The sequence below is a fragment of the Rhizobium sp. Rhizsp82 genome, from assembly GCF_047325115.1.
In the GTDB taxonomy this organism is placed as follows: domain Bacteria; phylum Pseudomonadota; class Alphaproteobacteria; order Rhizobiales; family Rhizobiaceae; genus Rhizobium.
Map to the genome: position 1 here is coordinate 1,628,816 of NZ_CP168571.1, position 21,373 is coordinate 1,650,188.

General features: G+C 63.2%; 17 protein-coding genes. 10 read left to right on the plus strand and 7 right to left on the minus strand.

The window, feature by feature from the left end; all coding sequences use genetic code 11:
- The first annotated feature begins 25 nt into the window (after positions 1-25).
- Positions 26-1,057, plus strand: coding sequence for a histone deacetylase family protein (locus tag ACEN84_RS31770; protein WP_413711903.1), 1,032 nt, complete (start codon positions 26-28; stop codon positions 1,055-1,057).
- A 22-nt stretch (positions 1,058-1,079) separates the two neighbouring features.
- On the opposite strand, the gene ACEN84_RS31775 is transcribed toward ACEN84_RS31770, so the two are convergent.
- From ACEN84_RS31775 to ACEN84_RS31785, 3 genes are all read right to left on the minus strand, one after another.
- Complete coding sequence (locus ACEN84_RS31775; RefSeq protein ID WP_413711904.1) at positions 1,080-2,255, minus strand: MFS transporter; 1,176 nt, start codon at positions 2,253-2,255, stop codon at positions 1,080-1,082.
- Positions 2,256-2,406: 151 nt separating this feature from the next.
- Positions 2,407-3,042, minus strand: a complete 636-nt coding sequence (locus ACEN84_RS31780) for a glutamine cyclotransferase (RefSeq protein WP_413711905.1) — start codon at positions 3,040-3,042, stop codon at positions 2,407-2,409.
- A 29-nt stretch (positions 3,043-3,071) separates the two neighbouring features.
- On the minus strand, positions 3,072-4,292 hold the full coding sequence (locus ACEN84_RS31785) for a helix-turn-helix domain-containing protein (RefSeq protein ID WP_413711906.1): 1,221 nt from the start codon (positions 4,290-4,292) through the stop codon (positions 3,072-3,074).
- A 110-nt stretch (positions 4,293-4,402) separates the two neighbouring features.
- Here ACEN84_RS31785 and ACEN84_RS31790 point away from each other — a divergent pair, with 110 nt between their 5' ends.
- The gene (locus ACEN84_RS31790; protein WP_199625492.1) at positions 4,403-5,197 is read left to right on the plus strand and encodes a DUF899 domain-containing protein; all 795 of its coding nucleotides are present in this window, start codon (positions 4,403-4,405) and stop codon (positions 5,195-5,197) included.
- A 4-nt stretch (positions 5,198-5,201) separates the two neighbouring features.
- Positions 5,202-5,477 carry a hypothetical protein gene (locus ACEN84_RS31795; RefSeq protein ID WP_413711907.1) on the plus strand — a complete coding sequence of 92 codons (276 nt, stop codon included), beginning with the start codon at positions 5,202-5,204 and terminating at the stop codon, positions 5,475-5,477.
- Between the two features lie 14 nt (positions 5,478-5,491).
- Here the strand turns inward: ACEN84_RS31795 and ACEN84_RS31800 are convergent, their stop codons facing one another.
- A complete protein-coding gene (locus tag ACEN84_RS31800) occupies positions 5,492-6,193 on the minus strand; it encodes a helix-turn-helix transcriptional regulator (RefSeq protein WP_413711908.1) in 702 nt (233 codons plus the stop codon).
- 98 nt (positions 6,194-6,291) lie between these two features.
- On the opposite strand from ACEN84_RS31800, the gene ACEN84_RS31805 reads away from it, so the two are divergent.
- The 4 genes from ACEN84_RS31805 to ACEN84_RS31820 all read left to right on the plus strand — a co-directional run bounded on the left by ACEN84_RS31805 (position 6,292) and on the right by ACEN84_RS31820 (position 8,814).
- Entirely contained in the window at positions 6,292-6,690 is a 399-nt protein-coding gene (locus ACEN84_RS31805; protein WP_413711909.1) for a VOC family protein, read from the plus strand.
- Positions 6,691-6,876: 186 nt separating this feature from the next.
- Positions 6,877-7,098 carry a hypothetical protein gene (locus tag ACEN84_RS31810; RefSeq protein ID WP_130280113.1) on the plus strand — a complete coding sequence of 74 codons (222 nt, stop codon included), beginning with the start codon at positions 6,877-6,879 and terminating at the stop codon, positions 7,096-7,098.
- A gap of 139 nt (positions 7,099-7,237) precedes the next feature.
- Entirely contained in the window at positions 7,238-8,281 is a 1,044-nt protein-coding gene (locus ACEN84_RS31815) for a catalase family peroxidase (RefSeq protein ID WP_413711910.1), read from the plus strand.
- On the plus strand, positions 8,278-8,814 hold the full coding sequence (locus ACEN84_RS31820; protein WP_413711911.1) for a cytochrome b: 537 nt from the start codon (positions 8,278-8,280) through the stop codon (positions 8,812-8,814). The genes ACEN84_RS31815 and ACEN84_RS31820 overlap by 4 nt, the downstream gene beginning before the upstream one ends.
- 126 nt (positions 8,815-8,940) lie before the next feature.
- Here ACEN84_RS31820 and ACEN84_RS31825 read toward each other — a convergent pair whose 3' ends face one another.
- The 3 genes from ACEN84_RS31825 to msrA all read right to left on the minus strand — a co-directional run bounded on the left by ACEN84_RS31825 (position 8,941) and on the right by msrA (position 12,923).
- Positions 8,941-10,965 (minus strand): methyl-accepting chemotaxis protein, encoded by a 2,025-nt coding sequence (locus ACEN84_RS31825; RefSeq protein WP_413711912.1) that lies wholly within the window; start codon positions 10,963-10,965, stop codon positions 8,941-8,943.
- A gap of 591 nt (positions 10,966-11,556) precedes the next feature.
- Entirely contained in the window at positions 11,557-11,997 is a 441-nt protein-coding gene (locus tag ACEN84_RS31830) for a response regulator (RefSeq protein WP_112712516.1), read from the minus strand.
- Between the two features lie 230 nt (positions 11,998-12,227).
- Complete coding sequence (gene msrA / locus ACEN84_RS31835; RefSeq protein WP_413711913.1) at positions 12,228-12,923, minus strand: peptide-methionine (S)-S-oxide reductase MsrA; 696 nt, start codon at positions 12,921-12,923, stop codon at positions 12,228-12,230.
- Between the two features lie 202 nt (positions 12,924-13,125).
- Here msrA and ACEN84_RS31840 point away from each other — a divergent pair, with 202 nt between their 5' ends.
- The 3 genes from ACEN84_RS31840 (at position 13,126) to ACEN84_RS31850 (ending at position 21,335) form a co-directional block, all read left to right on the plus strand.
- Positions 13,126-18,600, plus strand: coding sequence for an MG2 domain-containing protein (locus ACEN84_RS31840; protein WP_413711914.1), 5,475 nt, complete (start codon positions 13,126-13,128; stop codon positions 18,598-18,600).
- Positions 18,600-20,681, plus strand: a complete 2,082-nt coding sequence (gene pbpC / locus ACEN84_RS31845) for a penicillin-binding protein 1C (RefSeq protein WP_413711915.1) — start codon at positions 18,600-18,602, stop codon at positions 20,679-20,681. Before ACEN84_RS31840 ends, pbpC begins: the two co-directional genes overlap by 1 nt.
- Positions 20,682-20,771: 90 nt before the next feature.
- The gene (locus ACEN84_RS31850; protein ID WP_413711916.1) at positions 20,772-21,335 is read left to right on the plus strand and encodes a dihydrofolate reductase family protein; all 564 of its coding nucleotides are present in this window, start codon (positions 20,772-20,774) and stop codon (positions 21,333-21,335) included.
- The last annotated feature ends 38 nt before the right edge of the window (positions 21,336-21,373 follow it).

The window sequence follows — 21,373 nt, forward strand, 5'->3', positions numbered from 1 at the left end:
CATTTTTGTTCTCGCAGGTGTTTTCATGAAGACCGTCTTTTCTCTCCGCCATCTCGGCCATTCGAGCCAGCTGGAGCTTGTCGCCGGTGCGATCGTGCCGGGATTCGAACTGCCGTCCCGTCCAAAGTTCGTCGCCGAACGGATCAGGGCCGTCGGATTGGGAGCGATCCTTGAGCCTGATGACCATGACCTGTCGACTGCGGCCAAGATCCATCGAAGGGATTATCTCGATTTTCTGCCGACCGTCTGGGATCGCTGGACGGCGGAGGGACGCAGCGGCACCGCTCTCCCTTTCACCTGGCCGACACGCGGCCTGCGCGGCGATGTCCCGCCGCGCTTTATCGACGGCTTGCTCGGCTACTACTCCTTCGATGCCGGCGCCGGTTTCGTCGAGGGCAGCTGGGATGCGATCAAGTCTTCGCATGACGTGGCGCTGAGCGCGGCCGCGATCGTGCAGGGTGGTGAGCGTGCCGCCTTCGCGCTCTGCCGCCCGCCCGGCCATCACGCCGGATCGGCTTTTGCCGGTGGCTATTGCTACATCAACAACGCCGCGGTCGCCGCCCAATGGCTGCGCGACAACGGTGCCAGACGCGTTTCGATCCTCGATGTCGATTACCATCACGGCAACGGCACCCAGGAAATCTTCTATGCGCGTGCCGACGTTCAGGTACTGAACCTCCACGCCGATCCGATGCAGGAATATCCCTACTTCCTCGGCCATGCCGACGAAAAAGGCTCGGGCGATGGCGAGGGCTTCAATCTCAATTATCCCATGCCCTTCGGAACCAGCTGGGCCGAATGGAACGCCTCGCTCGAAGAAGCCTGCAGCCGCCTCGCGGCATATAAGCCGGATGTGGTGGTCGTCTCTCTCGGCGTCGATACCTTCGAGCGGGATCCGATCAGCAAGTTCAAGCTGAAGACAGAGGACTTTCCGAAGATCGGTGCACGCATCGCCGCCTTGGGATTGCCGACGCTGTTCGTCATGGAAGGCGGCTATGCCGTCGAAGAGATCGGCGTCAATGCCGTTGGCGTCTTGACGGGCTTCGAGGGCGCGTAAGGCACCTGCGGCATGCCAAAAGCTAGGGCCTCAGCGTTCCCAGTTTGCGACGGCTTGCGACCGCGACCAGCAACGTCGCACAGACCATCAGTCCGGTCGTCGCAACGAGCGCCGTTGTGATCGAACTCATCGTCATCATCGCGCTCGCAAAGATGACGCCCATCGCATTCGCGGTTCGCAGAAGGGCAAATATCTCCGCCCTCTTCGAGGGTGGGGCAAGCTTGTCGAGTTCGAGAGAATAATGCGTGCTGAGGGGCGCCAGCACGAAGCCCATGAGGACGGCGCCGCCGATCGTCGTCGCGACCGAGATGGAAGTCGCAACAAGCGCCGAGCCGACCGACATCAACAGCAGCTTGAGGATGACCTCGGCGCGCGAGGCGCCCCGGTTTCGTACGCTTACCCAGACCCCGCCCGCGACCGAAGCCAGGCATAGTGGCACTGTGAACATGATCGCCAAGGCGGGCGCATGGCCGAATTCGAGCGCCAACGCGACGGCACCGATCTCGATGGCCGCGACGGCAGCGCCACCCGCCGTGGAACAGAGGAGCCAGATCATGATCTCAGGCGTGATCGTCGGCTCCGAGGATCGTACGCCGGCTTTCTGGACCTTCGCCCCAACCGAGGGGACGAGCAGCGCCGGCAACGTGCCAAGCACCGCCATCGCGCAGACTGCAAAGAGCGGCGAGACGCTGCCGAGCGCGGAGGCAAGCACCGGTGAAAGAACGAACGTGGCTTCGCCGAGCGTCGCGGCGATCCCAAGCGCGCGCGGCAGCTTGGCGGAGGGCGTGAGCTCATTCAGGACCGTGCGCAGATAGCCGAAGGCCGCACCGTTCACCAGGCCCGCAGCCGCCGCAAGACCAACCAGGACTTCCAGCGGCATCCTCCAAAACGCCGACAGCGTCATCAGCGCCAGCGCGATCGCCCGGAAGATCAGCAGGAAACGCAGTGCGGTTGCCGGCGTCACCGAAGACCCAAGCCGCGTCAGCGAAACGGCACCGGCCACCTGTGCAATAGTCATAGCCAGGATCATCGCCGCCCCGCCGCTTGTCGCGCCTTCAAGCTGCAGCGCAAGCAGCGAAAAAGCCACCGGCCCTGCCGCCTGCGGGACGGACAGCGTTGCCGACGATATGAACCAGCGAAGCAAGCGCCCGCGAGCCGCTACCGGTGTGACGGCCTGGACGTCCAGATGATCTGTCATTCTCGTTCCGATTTCGATCGCCCAAGGTGGAGCGCCGCGGATCCTGGTGGAGGTGGGGAAATGAACCTGCCCTCCTCTAGAGCAAAGCTAGCGGAAGGTCCATCGGGCGCTTGGGCGATCGGAAAAATAGCGGAGCGGCAAAACGATCTGCCTAAGACCGCGGCCTTCTCACCGCGCGCACCACAGAGCGCGTGCCGCCGCCGGCAAAGAAGCGGTCCTTGCCATCGGATTCCAGGCCGGAGACGCCGACGCCCTCGGGCATGTCGAGGCGCACCAGAACCTCGCCGGTTGCCGGATCGATGCGGCGCACGTCGCTTTCGTCGCCTTCCCAGGTTCCATGCCAGAGCTCGCCATCGACCCAGGTCACGCCTGTGACGACGCGGTCGGATTCGATCGTGCGCCGGATCGCGCCGGTTTCCGGATCGATCTCGAGGATCTTGCGGCCGCGATGCTGGCCGACCCAGAGGCTGCCTTCGCACCAGGCAAGGCCGGAATCGCCGCCGTTTCCGGGCGCCGGAATGGTCGAGAGAACAGTGCCGTCCTGAGGGTCGATCTTCATGATCCGGTCCTCGGCGATCTGGTAGAGGTAACGACCGTCGAAGGCGGTTCCCGCATGCGAGGCGACGTCGATCGTGCGCAGCTCGCTGCCGGTTTCCGGATCCAGCGCGTGCAGCTTCTCGCCGGAGGCGAACCAGACATGCTGCCCGTCAAAGGTGACGCCGTTGACCCGCGGGGCGGTCTCGAAGGGGCCGTACTCGCGAATGATCTCAGCTGCGGATCGCTTCATGCTTCTTCCTCCATCGTCATTTCCTGACGCTAGTCGCTCGGGAGCGGTCCCGGGAGTAACAATGTTGTCGGGAAGCCGATTGCCGGGGTGATTATCCAGCGTCTCGCCCGGCCGTTGCCGACGCTCTCGACCTTGCCTGATGTCGCTAACGTTTCGAGCGCCCGCTGCACCGTTCGTGCGCTGATACCGAGCGCGATCGACAGAGCCGAGCTCGACCAGCTTTCGCCATCGGCGAGGAGAGCGAGCACGGCCCCGTTCTCATCCTCGATCGGTGGCGCCAGCACGGCGACCGCGGCACCGTCGGCGGGCACGAGCACGAAACCCTCCTTCGTAGCCTCGATGGCCGCAAACCCTTCGAGTTCGGCGCGCAGCCGGCCGATCTCGACCCGCAGCCGGGCGCGGTGGGATTCGTCAGCATGGCGCGCGCCGAAGGCGCGGGCGAGCAGCAGGCCGCGCGGCACGTCATCGGGCGCGGCCTCGGCAAGCGCTCGGGCAAGCGAAAACAAGACCGGCCGGTGTGCCAGACGCACGATCCGCGACCCGCGCCGGACAGCGAAGCGGCAGGCATCGACAATGAGTGCATCGGAGGACAGGAGTGCCTCGACATCCTCAAGGTGAAGCGCGCGTTCCCGGCCCCGGACGACCTCCCTCCCCGCTGGAGCGTCGAGAACGCCGGCTGCGTTGCGCACCTCTGCAACCAGAGCCGGGATACCCGCATCGTCCGACGCTTTGGCCGCACGCGCCAAAGCCTCGCGAGCGGGCTTCGTCTTCAATCGGCGGATCGCGATCCCGGCCACTGTCAGCTCCAGGCTTGCGCGTGTGGCGGGCGGCAATGGCGATAGGTCGAGCATGGCAAGCAGCGTCTCCGCCTCATCAAGCCGGCCGACCAGCAGCAGGCGGCGGATTTGGAGATTGCGGGCGTGGGCGGCGTTCAGCCCGTCCCCATGCCGCTCGAGCGTCTGGCGCGCCACCTCCAGAGCTTTCTCGGGCCAGCCGAGATCGCGGCTGACAAGGGCGATCTCGGCTTCCGCCAGTGTACAGCGGGCACGAGCCAGCGTTTCGCGGGATGTGAAGGCGCGGTGAGCACCTTTGAGAAGCGCCTTGGCCCGCTCGAAGTCGCCGAGCTGGGCAAGCGCGATGCCTCTGAGGGCGAGCGCTGGAGCATCGTCGCGCAGCGCGACACGCTTCATGGCGCCGAGCACATCGCCGGCGGCAAGCGCCTGTGCGGCAGCCGTGATCATCGAGTCCATCGAAATCCCGTCACACTTGTAACTCCCACCCTCCGCTCAATCACACCTAGGGTAATGCCAACAGGCCGGCAACGTGAAGCGCCTGTTGAATGTCGATGAGGAGATGGATGATGACAACCCCGATGACAGGTACGCGTGAAGACTGGCTTTCGGCCCGGCTTGCCCTTCTGGAAGAAGAAAAGGAGTTGACGCGGCGCAGCGACGAAATCGCCGAGCACCGCCGCCAGCTTCCCTGGGTAAAGATCAGCAAACAGTACCAGCTGCAGACGGATCAAGGTACGGTGCCACTTTCGGCGCTCTTTCGCGGGCGCTCGCAGCTCCTGGTCTATCATTTCATGTTCGGCACGGATTATACGGCGGGCTGCCCCTCCTGCTCGTCGATCGCCGACGGCTTCAACGGGATTTTCGTCCATCTGGAAAACCACGACGTCGCCTTCTGGGCGGTGTCGCGCGGACCGCTCGCCAAGCTGCAGCAGTTCAAGAAGCGGATGGGATGGAGCTTCGACTGGGCGTCCTCGGCGGAGAGCGATTTCAACCACGACTTCAATGTCTGGTTCACGCCCGAAGAGCAGGTCAATGGCGGCATCGAGTACAACTATCGCCGTGAGCCGCCGATGCCCGAACCGCTCGCCGGCAAGACGGTGCAGCAATGGGAGCTGAAGGGCAGCGAGGGGCCCGTCGCGCAAATCGCCTCGATGACCGGCACCGATGTGGCGACCTACACCCGCGACCGCCCGGGCGTCAGCGCCTTTGCGATGCGGGATGGCGAGATCTACCACACCTACTCCTCCTACGCCCGCGGGCTCGATGGTCTCTGGGGCATGTACCAGTGGCTGGACCGCGCACCGCTCGGGCGCAACGAGGAAGGGGTCTGGTGGCGCCATCACGACCGCTACGGGGTCTAGCGCCATGCGTGGACGCTCCACCCCCAACGGCATGGCCGGCGTTTTCGCCGGCCATTACAGGAAAACGGTGATCAGCCGCCTTCTGCACCTGGCCGCCGCGCCTGCCTTCGGCATCATGGCTTTCGTGAATGCTGGCGATCAATCGACGATGATGATCTGCGCCGGCGAAGGCGGCTCTATGCTGAGCGGGATGCCGGTGATGTATCTGCTGATGGCGATTGTCCATCTTGGGCCGTGGCTGGATCTGCTCGGCGGGCGGGGCCAGTCGGTCACTCGATGACACCTAGTCCGTTGTTACCGGGATGCTGCGGGATCCCGGGCATTTCGCCAGCTCTCCCAGCGGCGGCGCAGCTCGCCTTTCCGCAGGCCGATACGCTCGTCAAGCACCTCGGCAGCAATCACCCTGTCGCTGCGAAAATGGCGGAAATCGCTCCGTGTCTCGCACCATGCGATCAGCATGCGATAGGTCTCTGCATAGCCGAGAATGATCGGCCAAACGATCCGCTCGGTCTCCTCGCCATGTTCGCTGCGATAGCGGAGCCTGATCTTCATACCGGTTCGGATGGCGTTGCGAAGCTGCAATGCATCGATGGTCTCCTTCGGATCGCCCGCGACCGGCTTGGTGCCAATGCTCGGTTCGGCAATATAAGGCCGCAGCCTCTCCGGTATGGCGACGGCGATCTTGGCAATCAGATCGCGAGCCGCACCGGCAAGCGATGGGTCGGAATGCTGGGCAACCCATTGGGCGCCAAGCACGGCCGCCTCGATCTCATCGGGCGTCAGCATCAGCGGCGGCATGTCGTAGTCTGAATCGAGAATATAGCCCAGGCCCGCTTCGCCGGCGATCGGCACGCGCTGGCCGATCAGATCGGCCATGTCCCGATAAACCGTGCGGATCGAGATCTCCAGCTCGCCGGCAAGCATCGCTGCCGTCACCGGACGGGATGACCGGCGCAGGATCTGGATGATCTGGAAAAGACGGTCGGCACGGCGCATGGGGTCACTCCTGCTGCCACCATGCTGTCAGGAGCCTCCGTTTACAAGGCCCGGATACCGCACAAGCGGCCAAGCATTTTGAACGGAGAGACGACATCATGAAACTTGCATCCACCCGCCTGATCGTCCACGACATCAAGGCCACTGTCGCATTCTACGAGCTGGTGACGGAAACGCCCGCCGACTGGCTGGCGCCGGTCTTCGCCGAGATCGTCACGCCCGGCGCGACGCTGGCGATCGGCACGGCCGAAACCGTTGCGCTCTTCAAAGAGGGAACCGCCGAACCGGGCGCCAACCGTTCCACCATACTTGAATTCATGGTCGAAGATATCGACGCAGAGTTCTCCCGCCTGAAGGACAAGGCCGACGTGGTCCACGAACCAAAACTGCTACCCTGGGGCAACCGCACCTTCCAGCTTCGCGACCCCGAAGGCACGCTCGTGTCGCTCTTCATGCCTGCGACGGAGGCTGCGAGAGTACGGTTTGGTGGCCGGTGACGCCTTGGCCCAACCAAGAAACCATGTGAACATCAGACGCAGAGAGCATCGCTTGTGCATAGAAACGCCCTGTGCACTCGACGTATCGACCTGGATCGATTAGCGACATCGACAGGTTCGCGGGCCGCAACCGGCGATGTTCGGCATGCGGCAAACCACATTAGAGTTTTGCGACGGGAAGATCAGATGGGCAGATTTGAGGACACCGAAGCTGCGATTGCGCAGCGGCTTCGTGCGATGAAAGCCAAGCCCGAGATGACCATCAACCTTGTTGAGTTCAGCACTCCCCTCACCGCATCAGGATACACACAGGATGAGATCACCACTGTGCTCAACGCTTTGGCGCAGGATCGCATCGTTGAGATCGCGCCCGGCAACAGGCTTCGCTTGATCAAGCCTTTGCCGTGACCGGGTTTGACCACGCCCGGCAACAATGCCATCTTCCGTGACTAGAGAGCGGATAAAGCAATCCGCCGCATCGCTTGCCGCCGCACCGCCATTGATTTCCTAGCATCGAAGAGAAACTGATAACGACGGAGTGCCTTGTATGCCGGGCTCGCAGCGTTCCGCCCTCGGATCCCTCGTGCTGATTGCCGCCGTGGTCGGCTTCAGCGTCGGAGCTTTCGCCTATACGGCCGGATGGCTCACGCCTGGCCGCCTGACCTCCACCGAACTTGTCAGCGCTCTCGCGCCTCCTGGCGGAGCCGCCCTTGGGCATCGGCGCAATCATGCGAAGGGCGTGTGCTTTACGGGCAGCTTCGAAGCCAATGGAAACGCTGTGGCGCTTTCGAAGGCGCCGTTGTTCATCGCGGGGCAATATCCGGTTCTCGGGCGCTTCAATCTGGCAACGCCCGATCCTGATGCCGCCGATCCGACGGTCAGGGTGCGCGGCATCGGCGTGCAGATCGCAGCGCCCGGCGGCGTCTGGCGCATGGCGCTGATCGATCCGCCCGTCTTCGCGGTCTCGACGCCGCAAGGGTTTTACGAGTTGCTCGAAGCTTCGAAGAGCAAGAATCCCGATGCGATGAAGGGCTTCGTCGGCGCACATCCGGAATTCGCGGCATTCGGCGAATGGGCGACCAAGGCACCCTGGACGGCGAGCTATGCCGAAGTGACCTTCAACAGTCTCAATGCCTTCATCTTCACCGACGCCGCCGGCAGCAGGAATGCAGTGCGATGGTCGCTCCGCCCGGAAGCACAGCCCGTGGCGATCTCAGCCGAGGATTTCGCGAAACTCGGTCCCAATCATCTCGAAGAGGACATAACGGAACGCATCTCCAAAGCGCCGCAGCGCTGGACGTTGGTGCTGACGGTCGCCGATCCCTCCGATCCGACCTCCGATCCGACAAAGGCCTGGCCGGCCGAGCGCCGCACGGTCGAGGCCGGAACGCTTGTGGTGGAGAAGATCGAGCCGGAGGCCGACGGTCCCTGCCGGGATATCAATTTCGACCCGACGATCCTGCCTGATGGCATCGCGGTATCCGACGATCCGTTCCCGGCAGCCCGCTCGGCGGCCTATGCCAAGTCCTACGATCTCAGAACCAGCGAGGCGAGCCACTATCCTCGAACAGCAGCGAGCGCAAAGCCATGACAGAGATGAAAACACGCTTCTCGGCCGCCCAGCGTCTGTTGCACTGGCTGATGGCGATCGGGATTATCGCCATGCTGTTCATCGGCGTCGGGATGGTCTCGACCATCGGCAGGCAGTACGTGCCATTGCTGATAACCCACAAGACGCTGGGTATCGCCATTCTGGCACTTGCCCTGGTTCGTCTCGTGGTTCGCTTCGTCTCGGGCGCACCGGCGCTGCCGCCGGATCTTCCGGTGCCGATGAAACTCGCCGCGCATCTGTCGCATGTCGCGCTCTACGCGCTGATGATCGGTATGCCGCTCATCGGCTGGGCGATGATGTCCGCGGCCGCCTATCCGATCGTGCTTTATGGCGGGATCCATCTTCCGCCGATCCTGCCGCAGAGCGCGAGCCTGCACGCTCTCCTCTGGAGCGCGCATTTCTATCTCGCCTTCGCGTTCTTTGGGCTGGTGGTGATGCATCTCGCGGCGGCGCTGTTTCATGGGTTCGTTCGCCGCGACGGCGTGCTCCAGACGATGCTGCCGGGCAAGTAACGTTCCGGCGCGCTTCATCCCGATCTTCGCCGGCTCCTCGCTGGGGAGCCATGTGAAGACCCGCCGGCTGCGACAGCATTGCGTGTGGCATTGATGCCGAAACCGACGGGGCTTTGAGGCGTGTGCCTAGAACTCGCTCCACTGGGCGCTTCGCGTATCCACTGCCGCATTGCCGAAGGACGCCGCGACCTTGCGGCCGATGGCACGCGCCGGAGAAGCGTGTGCGACATCCGTGGACTGGGCAGGACGCAGCGTTCTCGACGCGGCCGACGAGGTCTCGGCAAGGCTGAAGCGGTTGACCAGTTCGCGCAGGCGCACGGCCTCGTTCGCGAGCGTGTTGGATGCCGCGTTCGATTGCTCGACCATTGCAGCATTCTGCTGCGTCGTCTGGTCCATCGCGTTGACGGCGGTGTTGACCTCGGCAAGGCCGACCGACTGTTCTTTTGCCGATGTCGCAATCGATTCCATATGCGTGTTGATCTCGACGATGAAGCCGCTGATCGTCTTCAAGGCAGAGCCGGTGTCACGCACCAGCTTGACCCCGTTCTCGACCTCGCTCGAGGAATTCTGGATCAGCCCCTTGATCTCCTTGGCGGCCTGGGCAGAGCGCTGCGCCAGTTCGCGGACTTCCTGGGCAACGACCGCAAATCCCTTGCCTGCCTCTCCGGCACGCGCCGCTTCAACACCAGCATTGAGCGCGAGCAAATTGGTCTGGAACGCAATCTCGTCGATGACGCCGATGATGTTGGAGATCTGCTGCGAGCTCTCCTCGATCTTGCGCATTGCCTCCTCGGCATGGGAGACGACCTGGGCCGATTCCGCAGCCGACTGATTGGCCTGTCCGGCAACGCTTCTGGCTTCTTCCGTCCGCTTCGAGGAGTTCGTGACGTTGACGGTGATCTCGTCGAGTGCTGCTGCGGTCTGCTCCAGGGAGGCCGCCTGCTGCTCGGTCCGTCTCGAAAGATCGTCGGTTCCTGCGGCGATTTCGCGAGTGCCGGTGTCCACGGTCGAAATCGAGTTCGAAATCTCCGAGAGAGTCGCGCCGAGTTTGCTGACGGAGCCGTTGAAATCGTGGCGCAGCGCCTCGAAGTCGGGTGCGAAGACCTCATTGATCTGGAAGGCGAGATCGCCACTAGCCAGGCGTTTCAGGCCTGCTGCCAGACCTGACGTTGCGAGACGCAACCGCTCTGCAGCATCCCGCTCGGCGCGCTCCTGAACCGCGACACGCTCGGCTTCTGCGCGTTTGCGGTTGTCGTCGGCTTCCTGTTCGAGGCGCCGGTTCGAAATTGCCGCCTGACGGAAGACTTCGAGGGCCTTTGCCATCTCGCCGATCTCGTCGTCGTTGCGGGCGAGGCTGATGTCGGTATCGAGGCGGCCATCGGCGACTTGCGCCATGGAACTGCTCAGCTTGTACATACCGCCGATGATGCGCTTGAAGGTGACAAACCCGACGAGAGCCAGCATCAGGACCAGCACCGACAGGGCGCTCAACGTCAGCGTCCAGTAGAAGCTCGCCCGTGCGGCCGCTCCGTCAATGGCGCTTTGCGTGCGCTGCTCGAGTTTCACGAAGAACGCATCGACCGGCTTCATGATCTCGGCCTTGGCCTTGTGATATTCCGGGGAATTCAACATCGCCGCCGCTTTCTGCCGCGCCTGCGGGCCAAGCGTTGCGGCATTGTCGACGAGATCCATGGCCTCGGTCTCGAGCTTGACGAGCGCATCCGAGCGCTTGGCGGCTTCGTCCAGAAGCGCAAACTCCTCATCGGTAAAGCCGGCAGCCTTCATCTCGTCGCGCGAAGATATGGCCGGGCCGTCCGGACGAGGTTTGGCATCGCCGCCGGCCACGAAATCCCAGTAAATTCGCTGGTATTCCTCAGGGCGAGGACGCGTGCCGTTGCGGATCTCGATGACGGCGTTGTACTGATCCTTGAAGGACTTGTCGCCGGTCTCCGCATAGGTGCGGACCATGCGCGTCAGATCATCGGACGACTGCCGGAAATTGTCGGCAAGAATGTAGGATTTGTACTTTTGATTATAGGCGCCGCTGATGTCCTCGGCGGCCTTGTCGTAACTCCAGAGACTGGCCATCAGGCCAGCCATGGCGAGGCCGGTGACGGCGGCCAGGCCAATAAATTGCGTCTTGATTTTCATGATGACGATTTCCTGGCGTAGATGTGCCTTTGCGCCGCAATCATCGCGGACGCGGGAAGTCATTCTGCGCTGACGTTGTGTCTCGACCTCATTGTCGGGGGCAGCGAAAACGTAAGTTAATGATGGTTAGCGAATGGATAATTACGAATATAAGAAATGATCTTCTATTAATGCTAACGACACCGGCAATAGTATTACTGATTGAACTTTAAATATATATCCAATCTAATTCAGTTGTTATTAATATGCGGGGAAGCACGTCTGAATGATCAATCTTAAGTAGAATTTGCGCAGAATTTTCCGGACAAGAAACTCTCTGCGATAATTTTTCCGAACCTTCAGCCTTGGCTCACCGGGTGCTGGCCGCAGTCAAAGAGGACTCGTCGCGGATCGCGCTCGGGTGTAGATTCTCGCGATCGGTGTCGTAGCGCGCCGGAGAGCGTGCAGCACCGTTGAATCGTAAACAGATTTATGGAGATGCTCTCTTCACCGAGAGCATTTCAGCACGCGCGCCTGCTTCATTTCTGGGGCGCACCCAATCCACCTCACAACCGCACAAGGCCGCAGCTCGCGGCCCGCGGCTATGTCAGCTCACGCAAACACCATCATCTGCGGCGGAACGGCCGCGAGCATGCCAGCGCGGCGTGCGACGGCGTATTTGAGGGACTGCTCGACGACGGCGGGCATGACGGGTTTGCTGACGACGCCGAGGGCACCTTTGACGCCGTCGGCGACGGTTTCGGGATTGCCGGTCATGAAGACCACGGTGATGCCGTGCTCTTCTGCAAGGCGGCGGCCGATCTCGGGGCCGGTTGCCCCATCGGACAGGTTGACATCGACGAAGGCAACATCGGCAAGCGGCGCAAGCTGCAGCGCCTGCTCCTTGTTGGTCGCGAGGCCCGCGACTTCCATACCCATGTTTTCGACCGTCGCTTCCAGATCGAGCGCGATCAGGAACTCGTCTTCTACAATCAATACTCTCTGGTTCATAACGTTATCCCGCAGCCATTTACGCACAACATTGATGGCCATGACGCCCTCTTCCGTTAACCCAAGCACGCGAAAGAACTTCGTTTCGAAGGGTTGTGGCCCGCGAAACTTGACGAGATAACGAGGTGGAAAAGGATATGTTCCGGGCCGGGACGTATTTTTTTGAACTTAACCCATTGTTAACGTTGATAAAACACTAACATCGCTTAAGTCTTTGAAATAAAAGGCGGCTCGAGCGGCCGCCTCTATGCTTATCCACAGGCCGGCGTTACTCAGCCCTTGGCCTTCAGCACCAGAACGGGATCTTCCCTGTATGCTGCCGGGAAGACCTGCTTCAGATTTTCGATCTTCGGCAGATCGTTATAGACGATATAGGGATAGGTCGGGTTCAGCGTCAGGAAATCCTGGTGATAGCGCTCGGCCGGGTAGAAGCCGTTGAACTCCGAAACCTTGGTGACGATCAGGTGCGGGAAGACCTTCGCCTGATTGAGCTGCGAGATGTAGCTCTCGGCGACCTTGCGCTGCTCCGGGCTCTCGACGAACAGTGCCGAGCGGTATTGCGTACCGCGATCCGGCCCCTGGAAATTCAGCTGCGTCGGGTTGTGCGCCACGGAGAAGAAGATTTGCAGCAGTTGGCCGTAGCTGACCTGCTTGGGATCGAAGGTGACCTCGACGGATTCGGCGTGACCGGTCGAGCCGGTGCTGACGGTCTCATAGTCGGCCGTCGCCTTGTCGCCGCCGGAATAGCCCGAGACCGCGCTCTTCACGCCCTTCACATGCTGGAAGACACCCTGCACACCCCAGAAGCAGCCGCCGGCAAAGACCGCCTTCTCGGTGGCGGGTGCCGCCGTCTCGTCGACGGTCGGTTTTGGAATGACGACGGCATCTTCCGCGGCGATTGCCGAGCCACAGGCAAAGAGCGAAATGGCCGCCAGTGCGGCGAGCCTTCCTGTCGAAAATACGCTCATGAGAACACCTCTACGAATGGGCTGTTCCCATCGTGTCGAAAGCTGCAAAAAGGCGCAATTCAAAAGGACTTATCTCACGCGGAAGTGACAATGGGATGGCGGCTGCTGTACGAAAGCGGGACACCGCATAAGTTGTGTTGACAATGGCGACGGCCCGGCCAAAAGTGCACGCCGATCAGCGCCAGCCGACCGGGGGGACTTGATGTCTGTACGCTCGTTTTTCGCCTTCGCCGCCATCGCCTTGTCTGCATTTGCAATCAGCCTTCCGGCCACTGCCGCAGACAAGAAGCGCGATATCCAGACGATCAAGGACGCCGATTTCTTCGGCTTCGATCTCAGGACCGAGCAGAACGTCTCGCTCGACCAGTGCAAGGCTTCCTGCATCGGCGACAAGAGCTGCAAGGCCTTAACCTATAATCCGAAGGTCCAGTGGTGCTTTCTGAAATCCGACTTCAAGACGATGAACGCCTTCCCGGGCGCGATCGCCGGGCGCATCGTCGAGACGACGGCCGCAGCCATTCCGCAGGAGCCGGATCTGGGCGCTGCCCCGCGCCTCAATTTCCTCTCTGCTGACGTCATCCAGCAGGCCCGCGACTACAAGACCAACAACGAGCTGACCGAGGCCCAGGAGGGCCAGTCGGTCGACAACCTGACGGCAACCGCCCGCCTCGACCTGACCGCCAACAATCTCGCGGCCGCGCTGGAATCCTTCCACGGCGCGCTGGCACTCACCCCTGACGATGGCGACCTCTGGCTGGAGACGGCGCGCGCCGCAAATTCGCTCGGCGGCACCGACAGCCAGGTCTTCGGCCAGGCGCAGCTTGACGCTCTGAACGCCTATAATCTGACGCGCACCGCCACCAAGCGCGCCGATGCGCTGGCCGTACTCGCGACCTCGCTCGCCAAGAATTCCAACTACCGCGCCGCCCTCAATGCCTACAAGGCGAGCCTGGCGCTTGTCAGCTCCAAGGAAGTCAGCGACGCCTATCTGAAGCTGAAGGCCGAACAGGGCTTCCGCATCACCGAGCATAATGTCGATGCCGACAGCGCCACGCCCCGCGCCTGCGTCACCTTCTCGGAATCGCTGGTCAAGACCACCGACTACACACCCTTCGTGACGCTGAACGGCCAGGCGCCGAAGGCGCTCGAAGCCAAGGACAAGCAGATCTGCGTCGAAGGCCTCGTCCACGGCGAGAATTACAAGCTGGTCTTCCGCTCCGGCCTGCCGTCCTCGGTCGACGAGGTGCTGGAAGCGCCCGTCAGCCTCGACATCTACGTCAAGGACCGCAGCCAGACCGTGCGCTTCACCGGCGACAGCTTCGTGCTGCCGTCGACGGCGCGCCGCGGCATTCCGCTGGTTTCCGTCAACATCCAGTCGGCGGCGCTGAAGCTTTACCGCATCGGCGATCGCGGCATCGCGCCGCTGCTGACGAGCTCGCAGTTCCTGACCCAGCTCGACGGCTACAGCGCCCAGCGCATCGAGGATGAAAGCGGCGAACTCGTCTGGCAGGGTTCGATCGATATCGCCAACGACCTCAACAAGGATGTGGTGACGAGCTTCCCGGTCGATGAAGCTCTGCCGCAGCGCAAGCCCGGCGTCTACGTGCTGATCGCCTCGCCTGCCAATGCGCCTGCGAATGAATGGGACAGCAAGGCGACGCAGTGGTTCGTCGTCTCGGATGTCGGCATCACCACCTATGCCGGAACCGACGGCCTCAACGTCTTCACCCGCTCGCTGGCATCGGCCAAGCCGATCGCAGGTGTCGAGCTGACGCTGCTTGCGAAGAACAACGAAGTGCTCGGCACCGCCAAGACCGACGATAACGGCCGCGCCACCTTCACCGCCGGCCTGATGCGCGGCACGGCGGCGCTGACACCCGCCGTCATTACTGCCAAGAACGGCGATTCCGATTACGTCTTCCTCGACATGACGCGGGCAGGCTTCGATCTCTCGGACCGCGGCGTCACCGGCCGCGCCTCACCGGGTGCGATCGATATCATGACCTTCACCGAGCGCGGCATCTACCGCGCCGGGGAAACCGTGCATGCCTCGGCGCTTGCCCGCGATACCGACGGCAAGGCGATCGAAAACCTGCCGCTCACCTTCGTCTTCCTGCGCCCAGATGGCGTCGAGGATCGCCGGATCATCAAGGAGACCAGCGATCTCGGCGGCTATACTGTCGATCTGCCGGTGCAGCAGAACGCCATGCGCGGCACCTGGACGATGAACATCTATACCGATCCCAAGGGCGAGGCGATCGGCACCAAGAGCTTCCTGGTCGACGATTTCGTCCCTGATCGCACCGACATGGAGCTGAAGACCGAGGCCAAGGAGATCGGCCCGGATACGCCGGCGACGATCGAGATCAATGGCAAATATCTCTATGGCGCACCGGCCGCAGGCCTGACGCTCGAGGGCGATGTCGTCATCAAGCCGACCCGCGAGAGCGCCGCCTTCCCCGGCTATTTCTTCGGCCTTGCCGATGAGGAAGCCTCGGAAGAGAACCGCCAGACGATCGAGGGCCTGCCCGAACTCGACGAGAACGGCCAGGCCTCGACGGATCTGACCGTCGGCGATCTGCCCGCCACGACGCAGCTTCTGAACGCCACCGTCTATATCCGCATGCAGGAACAGGGCGGCCGGGCGCTGGAGCGCTCGCTGGTCATCCCGGTCAAGAACCAGGGACCGATGATCGGCATCAAGCCGGAATTCTCCGGTGACGTCGCCGAGAATTCGACCGCCTCCTTCAACATCATCGGCACCACTGCCGAAGGCCAGAAGCAGGACATGAAGGGCCTGCGCTGGAAGTTCTACAATCTCGAGCGCGAATACCAGTGGTACCGCGATGGCACTGCCTGGAAATACGAACCCGCCTATAATGCCCGCCAGGTCGCCGACGGCGTGGTCGATGCCGGAACCGATGGCGGCAAGATTTCCGTGCCTGTCGGCTGGGGCCGCTATCGCCTCGAAGTCGAAAGCCCGGATGCCGACGGCCCGACCTCGAGCTTCGAATTCGATGCCGGCTGGTTCGTCGAGACGACCTCGACGGAGACGCCCGATGGTCTCGAAATCGCCCTCGACAAGGACAGCTACAAGGTCGGCGAAACCGCCAAGCTCAAGGTCACCTCGCGCTACGGCGGCGAGCTGATGGTCGCAGCCGGCACCGAAAATCTCGTTGCCGTGCAGAATGCGACGATGGGCGAGACCGGCGGAGAGGTCGATATTCCCGTTACCGCCGAATGGGGCGCCGGTGCCTATGTCACCGCCACGCTCTTCCGGCCCGGCGACAGCCAGGACAACCACATGCCGATGCGCTCCATCGGCATCAAATGGCTGAAGGTCGATCCCGAGCAGCGGGCGCTGCAGGTCAAGGTCGATGCGCCCGAGAAGATGCTGCCGCGCGGACCGCTGAATATCAGCCTCGCCGTTGCCGGAGCCGGCGCGAACGAGGACGCCTATGTGACGGTTGCCGCCGTCGATGTCGGCATTCTCAACCTGACACGCTACGAGGCGCCGAACCCCGAGGACTGGTATTTCGGCCAGCGCCAGCTCGGCCTTGAAATCCGTGACCTCTACGGCCGTCTGATCGACGGCTCGCTCGGCGCGACCGGCAAGCTACGCACCGGCGGCGATGGTGGCGCGGTGGCGCTCTCGGCCAGCCCGCCGACGCAGAAGCTCGTCGCCTTCTTCTCCGGTCCGGTGAAGCTCGATGCCGAGGGCAAGGCGAATGTCAGCTTCGACATTCCGCAATTCAACGGCACGGCGCGCATCATGGCCGTCGCCTGGTCGAAGGACGGTGTGGGTCACGGAGTCAAAGATGTCATCATCCGCGACCCCGTCGTCGTCACCGCCAGCCTGCCGAAATTCCTGGCACCGGGAGACAAGGCGGAACTGCGTCTCGACATCGCCAATACCGACGCGCCTGCAGGCGATTTCAAGATCGCAGTCACAGGCAATGACGCCGTCGGTGTGGACGCGGCTTCGGCCTCCAAGACCATCCATCTCGATGCCGGCGGAAAATCCGACCTGACCCTTGCCGTCGTCGGCAAGCAGCCGGGCCAGGGCACCGTCTCGATCAACCTCTCGGATGCATCCGGCCTGTCGCTCGACCAGACCGCTGACGTGCCCGTACGCCCTGCGGCACTGCCGGTCACCGAACGCCGCGTCATCGCGCTGAAGCCCGGTGCTTCGCTGACGATCGACAAGGAACTGCTGGCAGACAGCGTGCTGCCGGGTGCCTCCGTCAGTGTCAATGTCACCCGCTCCGCCGCCTTCGACATTCCGGCGATGCTGATGACGCTCGACCGCTATCCCTTCGGCTGCGCCGAGCAGACGACGAGCCGCGCCATGCCGCTCCTCTATCTCGGCGAACTCGCCAAGCAGAACGGGCTGGAAGACGATGCGGACATCAAGAAGCGCGTACAGGACGCGATCTACCGCGTGCTTTCCTACCAGGCATCGGCCGGCAGCTTCGGCCTCTGGGGACCGGATTCCGGCGATCTCTGGCTCGATTCCTACGTCACCGACTTCCTGACGCGGGCGCGCGAAGAGAAGTATGACGTACCGGATCGCGCTCTCGTGCAGGCGCTCGAAAACCTGCAGAACGCGCTCAGCTACGACGTCAACGTCAAGACGCAGGGCGACGAGATCGCCTATGCGCTCTACGTTCTCGCCCGCAACAAGAAGGCGGCGATCAGCGACCTGCGCTACTACGCGGATACGATGATCAACGACTTCCCGACGCCGCTCGCTAAGGCGCATATCGCTGCCGCGCTGGCGCTCTATGGGGACGCCACGCGCTCGAAGAATATCTTCGTCGATGCGCTGCAGATGACCGAGACATCGATGGTCCAGCGCGTCAATCTTTCGCGCACCGACTATGGTTCGATCCTGCGCGATGGCGCTGCCATTCTGGCGCTCGCCGCCGAAAGCCGTCCGGTGCCTCCGGTCATTCCGGAGCTCGCCAAAGCCGTTGCCAAGGAGTTCAACCGGTCGAAATGGACGAGCACGCAGGAACAGGCCTGGATGCTGCTCGCCGCCCGCGCCATCCAGAGCGGCGACGACGCGCTGAAGGTCGATGTCAACGGCGCCGAGCATAGCGGTGCCTATATGGCGACGATGACCGGTGATGCGCTGATGACCAACCCGCTGACGCTGAAGAGCGCCACCAGCGATGCAGTCTCCGCCGTCGTCACCACGGTTGCCGCGCCGGTTTCGCCGCTGCCTGCCGGCGGTGACGGTTTTGCGATCGAGCGCAGCTACTACACGCTCGACGGCGAAGAGGCGAATGTCAGCGAGGCCAAGCAGAACGAGCGCTATGTCGTCGTGCTGCATGTGACCGAAAGCAACGACTGGCCGTCGCGCATCGTCATCACCGATCTCCTGCCCGCCGGTTTCCAGATCGACAATCCGAGCCTGGTCGACAGCGCCCAGTTGACGAATTTCGACTGGATCGGCGAACAGACGGCCGCCCATACCGAATTCCGCGATGACCGCTTCGTTGCGGCCTTCAACCGCTCGGAAGGCGATAACCGCGAGATCAACGTCGCCTATGTCGTGCGCGCCGTCACACCCGGCACCTACGATCATCCGGCGGCCGTCGTGGAGGACATGTACCGTCCGCAGCTCTCGGCACGCACGGCCATGGGCAAGATGGAGGTTGTCGCAGCACAATAATGCGGCTCTGGCACAAGCTCACCATCACATCTGCGGCCGGCATTCTTCTTGCCGGCGCAGTGCTGCTTGGCCTCGATGCCGCCGACAAGGCCTATCCGCCGCCGATCGACAGGGCCGGGCAGGTCTCCGCCGAGGTGCTCGACGCCGACGGCCAGCTGCTGCGCGCCTTCGCGACACCTGAGGGGCGCTGGCGGCTGAAGACCGATGTATCCGATGTCGATCCGCAGTTCCTGCGCATGCTGGTCGCCTACGAGGACCGGCGTTTCTACGATCACCACGGCATCGACGCGCTGGCGATCGGCCGCGCAGCGCTGCAGCTCGTCACCAATGGCCGCATCATCTCGGGCGCCTCGACGCTTTCGATGCAGGTGGCGCGGCTGATCGAGCCGCGTAGCGGCCGCTCGCTGTCGGCCAAGCTGCTGCAGGTGGCCCGCGCCATCCAGATCGAACGTCGGCTCTCGAAGGAACAGATCCTCGACATCTACCTGACCCACGCCCCCTATGGTGGCAATCTGGAAGGTGTCCGGGCAGCAAGCCTTGCCTATTTCGGCAAGGAGCCGAAGCGGCTGACGGTGGCGCAGGCCGCCCTTCTCGTCGCTCTGCCGCAGCTTCCGGAAAAGCGCCGGCCGGACCGCAATCTCGCCGCTGCCGAAGCGGCGCGCAAACGCGTGTTGGAACGCGTCGCCGTCATCGACGCCGTCGGCGATGGCGAGGCCGAGCGCGCCGAGGCGACGCTGGTGCCGGCGCGGCGCATGCAGCTCCCGGCGCTTGCCGCCCATGTCGCCGAAGCCGCGTTGCGCAAGGCGCCGCAGGAGCGCGAGCACAAGACGACGCTGAAGAAGCAGGTGCAGGAAGGGCTGGAACTCGCCGCGAAGAACGCCGCGATGCGGCTCGGCCCGAAACTCTCCGTCGCCATGGTGATGGCCGATGCCCGCAGCGGCGAAATCGTCGGCGAAGTCGGCTCGGCCGATTATTTCGACGCCAGCCGCTCCGGCTGGATCGACATGACCCGGATCAGCCGCTCGCCGGGCTCGACGCTGAAGCCCTTCATCTATGGTCTCGCCTTCGAACAGGGCCTCGTCAGCCAGGAAACCATCATCGAGGATCGCCCCTCGGATTTCTTCGGCTACCGGCCCCGCAATTTCGACATGAGCTATCAGGGCGACGTGACGATCCGGGAAGCCTTGCAACTTTCGCTGAACGTTCCCGCCGTCAAGCTGCTCGATGCCGTCAATCCGACGCGGCTGATGGTGCGCTTCCGCCGCGCCGAGGTGCGCCCCAGCCTGCCGCCGAACGAAACGCCTGGTCTGGCAATCGGCCTCGGCGGCGTCGGCGTGACATTGAAAGATCTGGTCCAGCTCTACACGGCGCTTGCCAACAAGGGGCAGCCGGTGCGTATCGGCGACGGCGTGACCGGCATGCCGGGCAAGATCGACGGCGAACCGCTGCTGGAGCCGGTCGCCGTCTGGAACATCGCCGATATTCTCTCGGGCGTGATACCGCCGGCCGGCGCACCGCAGCGCGGCATCGCTTACAAGACCGGCACGAGCTACGGCTACCGCGACGCCTGGTCGGTCGGCTATGACGGCCGCTATGTGCTCGGCGTCTGGGTCGGGCGGCCTGACAATGGTGCCGTTCCGGGCCTAACGGGCTACGGCACCGCGGCGCCGATCCTCTTCGAGGCCTTCACCAAGTCGGGCATCGCCACAACGCCGCTGCCGCGCCCGCCCTCAGGCGCGGTGCGCATCGCCAAGGCCGACTTGCCGGTGAGCCAGCGCCGTTTCGCGCTGAATGCCAGCGGCCTGCTCGTCAATTCCACACGCGAATCCGCGCCGCAGATCGTCTATCCGCCCGAAGGCGCGCATGTGGATCTCGGCGCCAAAAGCGGACAACTTGCGCCGCTGATGCTGAAGCTGCAGGGCGGCCGGGCACCGTTCCGCTGGCTCGCCAACGGCAAGCCGCTGCCCGATCTCTCCCGCCGCCGCACCAACCAGTGGCTGCCCGATGGCGCCGGTTACTCGAAGCTGACGGTGATCGATGCCATGGGCCGCGCCGCGAGCGTCGGCATCTTCGTCGATTGAGGCGACGCCGTTTCACGAATTTTCCGCCGCGCCTGTCGGAACTTGCGCCCTCGCTGCGTCCTTGGATCAGAACAGCGCAAGGAGAGAGCAATGCGAGACCTGATCCTCACCATGGCCATGTCCCTCGACGGCTTCGTCTGCGGCCCCAACGGCGAGCTCGACTGGATTTTCAACGGCGACCAGGAGGCGATCGCCTGGAAGGTGGAGACCGTCTCGAGCGCCGGTCTGCACATCATGGGCAGCCGCACCTTCAAGAGCATGGCCGGCTTCTGGCCGACGGCGGCAGGCCCCTTCGCCGCGCCGATGAATGAGATCGCGAAGGCGGTCTTTTCGCAGCAGGGAACCTCGATTCTCGAAGCCGCAAAGACCGGGAACTGGCGGGACGCCTATGTCGCGAGCGGTGACCTGCGTGAGGAAATCGCCCGGCTGAAAGCCATAGACGGCAAGCCGATCGTCGCTCATGGCGGCGCAGCCTTCGCCCGCAGCCTGATCGCTGGCGATCTGGTCGACGAATACCGGCTGATGGTCTACCCGATCGCGCTCGGCAGCGGCCTGCCGATCTTCTCCGGCGTCACGGCGCTGCGCCGCCTTGAATTGGTGAGTTCGAAGACCTTTCCGAAGGGCACGCAGGCGCAGGTCTACCGGCGCGCTTGACGACCTCGTCCTGAAGCCTGCAAGAGCTCCGTTGGCGG

Excerpts from the sequence above, each read along its gene's own strand:
- ACEN84_RS31775 (WP_413711904.1), bottom strand. The coding sequence starts at position 2,255 with ATGACAGATCATCTGGACGTCCAGGCCGTCACACCGGTAGCGGCTCGC.
- ACEN84_RS31790 (WP_199625492.1), top strand. The coding sequence starts at position 4,403 with ATGACAACCCCGATGACAGGTACGCGTGAAGACTGGCTTTCGGCCCGG.
- ACEN84_RS31805 (WP_413711909.1), top strand. The coding sequence starts at position 6,292 with ATGAAACTTGCATCCACCCGCCTGATCGTCCACGACATCAAGGCCACT.
- ACEN84_RS31825 (WP_413711912.1), bottom strand. The coding sequence starts at position 10,965 with ATGAAAATCAAGACGCAATTTATTGGCCTGGCCGCCGTCACCGGCCTC.
- ACEN84_RS31810 (WP_130280113.1), top strand. The coding sequence starts at position 6,877 with ATGGGCAGATTTGAGGACACCGAAGCTGCGATTGCGCAGCGGCTTCGT.
- ACEN84_RS31785 (WP_413711906.1), bottom strand. The coding sequence starts at position 4,292 with ATGGACTCGATGATCACGGCTGCCGCACAGGCGCTTGCCGCCGGCGAT.
- ACEN84_RS31830 (WP_112712516.1), bottom strand. The coding sequence starts at position 11,997 with ATGGCCATCAATGTTGTGCGTAAATGGCTGCGGGATAACGTTATGAAC.
- msrA (WP_413711913.1), bottom strand. The coding sequence starts at position 12,923 with ATGAGCGTATTTTCGACAGGAAGGCTCGCCGCACTGGCGGCCATTTCG.
- ACEN84_RS31770 (WP_413711903.1), top strand. The coding sequence starts at position 26 with ATGAAGACCGTCTTTTCTCTCCGCCATCTCGGCCATTCGAGCCAGCTG.
- ACEN84_RS31820 (WP_413711911.1), top strand. The coding sequence starts at position 8,278 with ATGACAGAGATGAAAACACGCTTCTCGGCCGCCCAGCGTCTGTTGCAC.
- ACEN84_RS31795 (WP_413711907.1), top strand. The coding sequence starts at position 5,202 with ATGCGTGGACGCTCCACCCCCAACGGCATGGCCGGCGTTTTCGCCGGC.
- ACEN84_RS31850 (WP_413711916.1), top strand. The coding sequence starts at position 20,772 with ATGCGAGACCTGATCCTCACCATGGCCATGTCCCTCGACGGCTTCGTC.
- ACEN84_RS31840 (WP_413711914.1), top strand. The coding sequence starts at position 13,126 with ATGTCTGTACGCTCGTTTTTCGCCTTCGCCGCCATCGCCTTGTCTGCA.
- ACEN84_RS31800 (WP_413711908.1), bottom strand. The coding sequence starts at position 6,193 with ATGCGCCGTGCCGACCGTCTTTTCCAGATCATCCAGATCCTGCGCCGG.
- ACEN84_RS31780 (WP_413711905.1), bottom strand. The coding sequence starts at position 3,042 with ATGAAGCGATCCGCAGCTGAGATCATTCGCGAGTACGGCCCCTTCGAG.
- pbpC (WP_413711915.1), top strand. The coding sequence starts at position 18,600 with ATGCGGCTCTGGCACAAGCTCACCATCACATCTGCGGCCGGCATTCTT.
- ACEN84_RS31815 (WP_413711910.1), top strand. The coding sequence starts at position 7,238 with ATGCCGGGCTCGCAGCGTTCCGCCCTCGGATCCCTCGTGCTGATTGCC.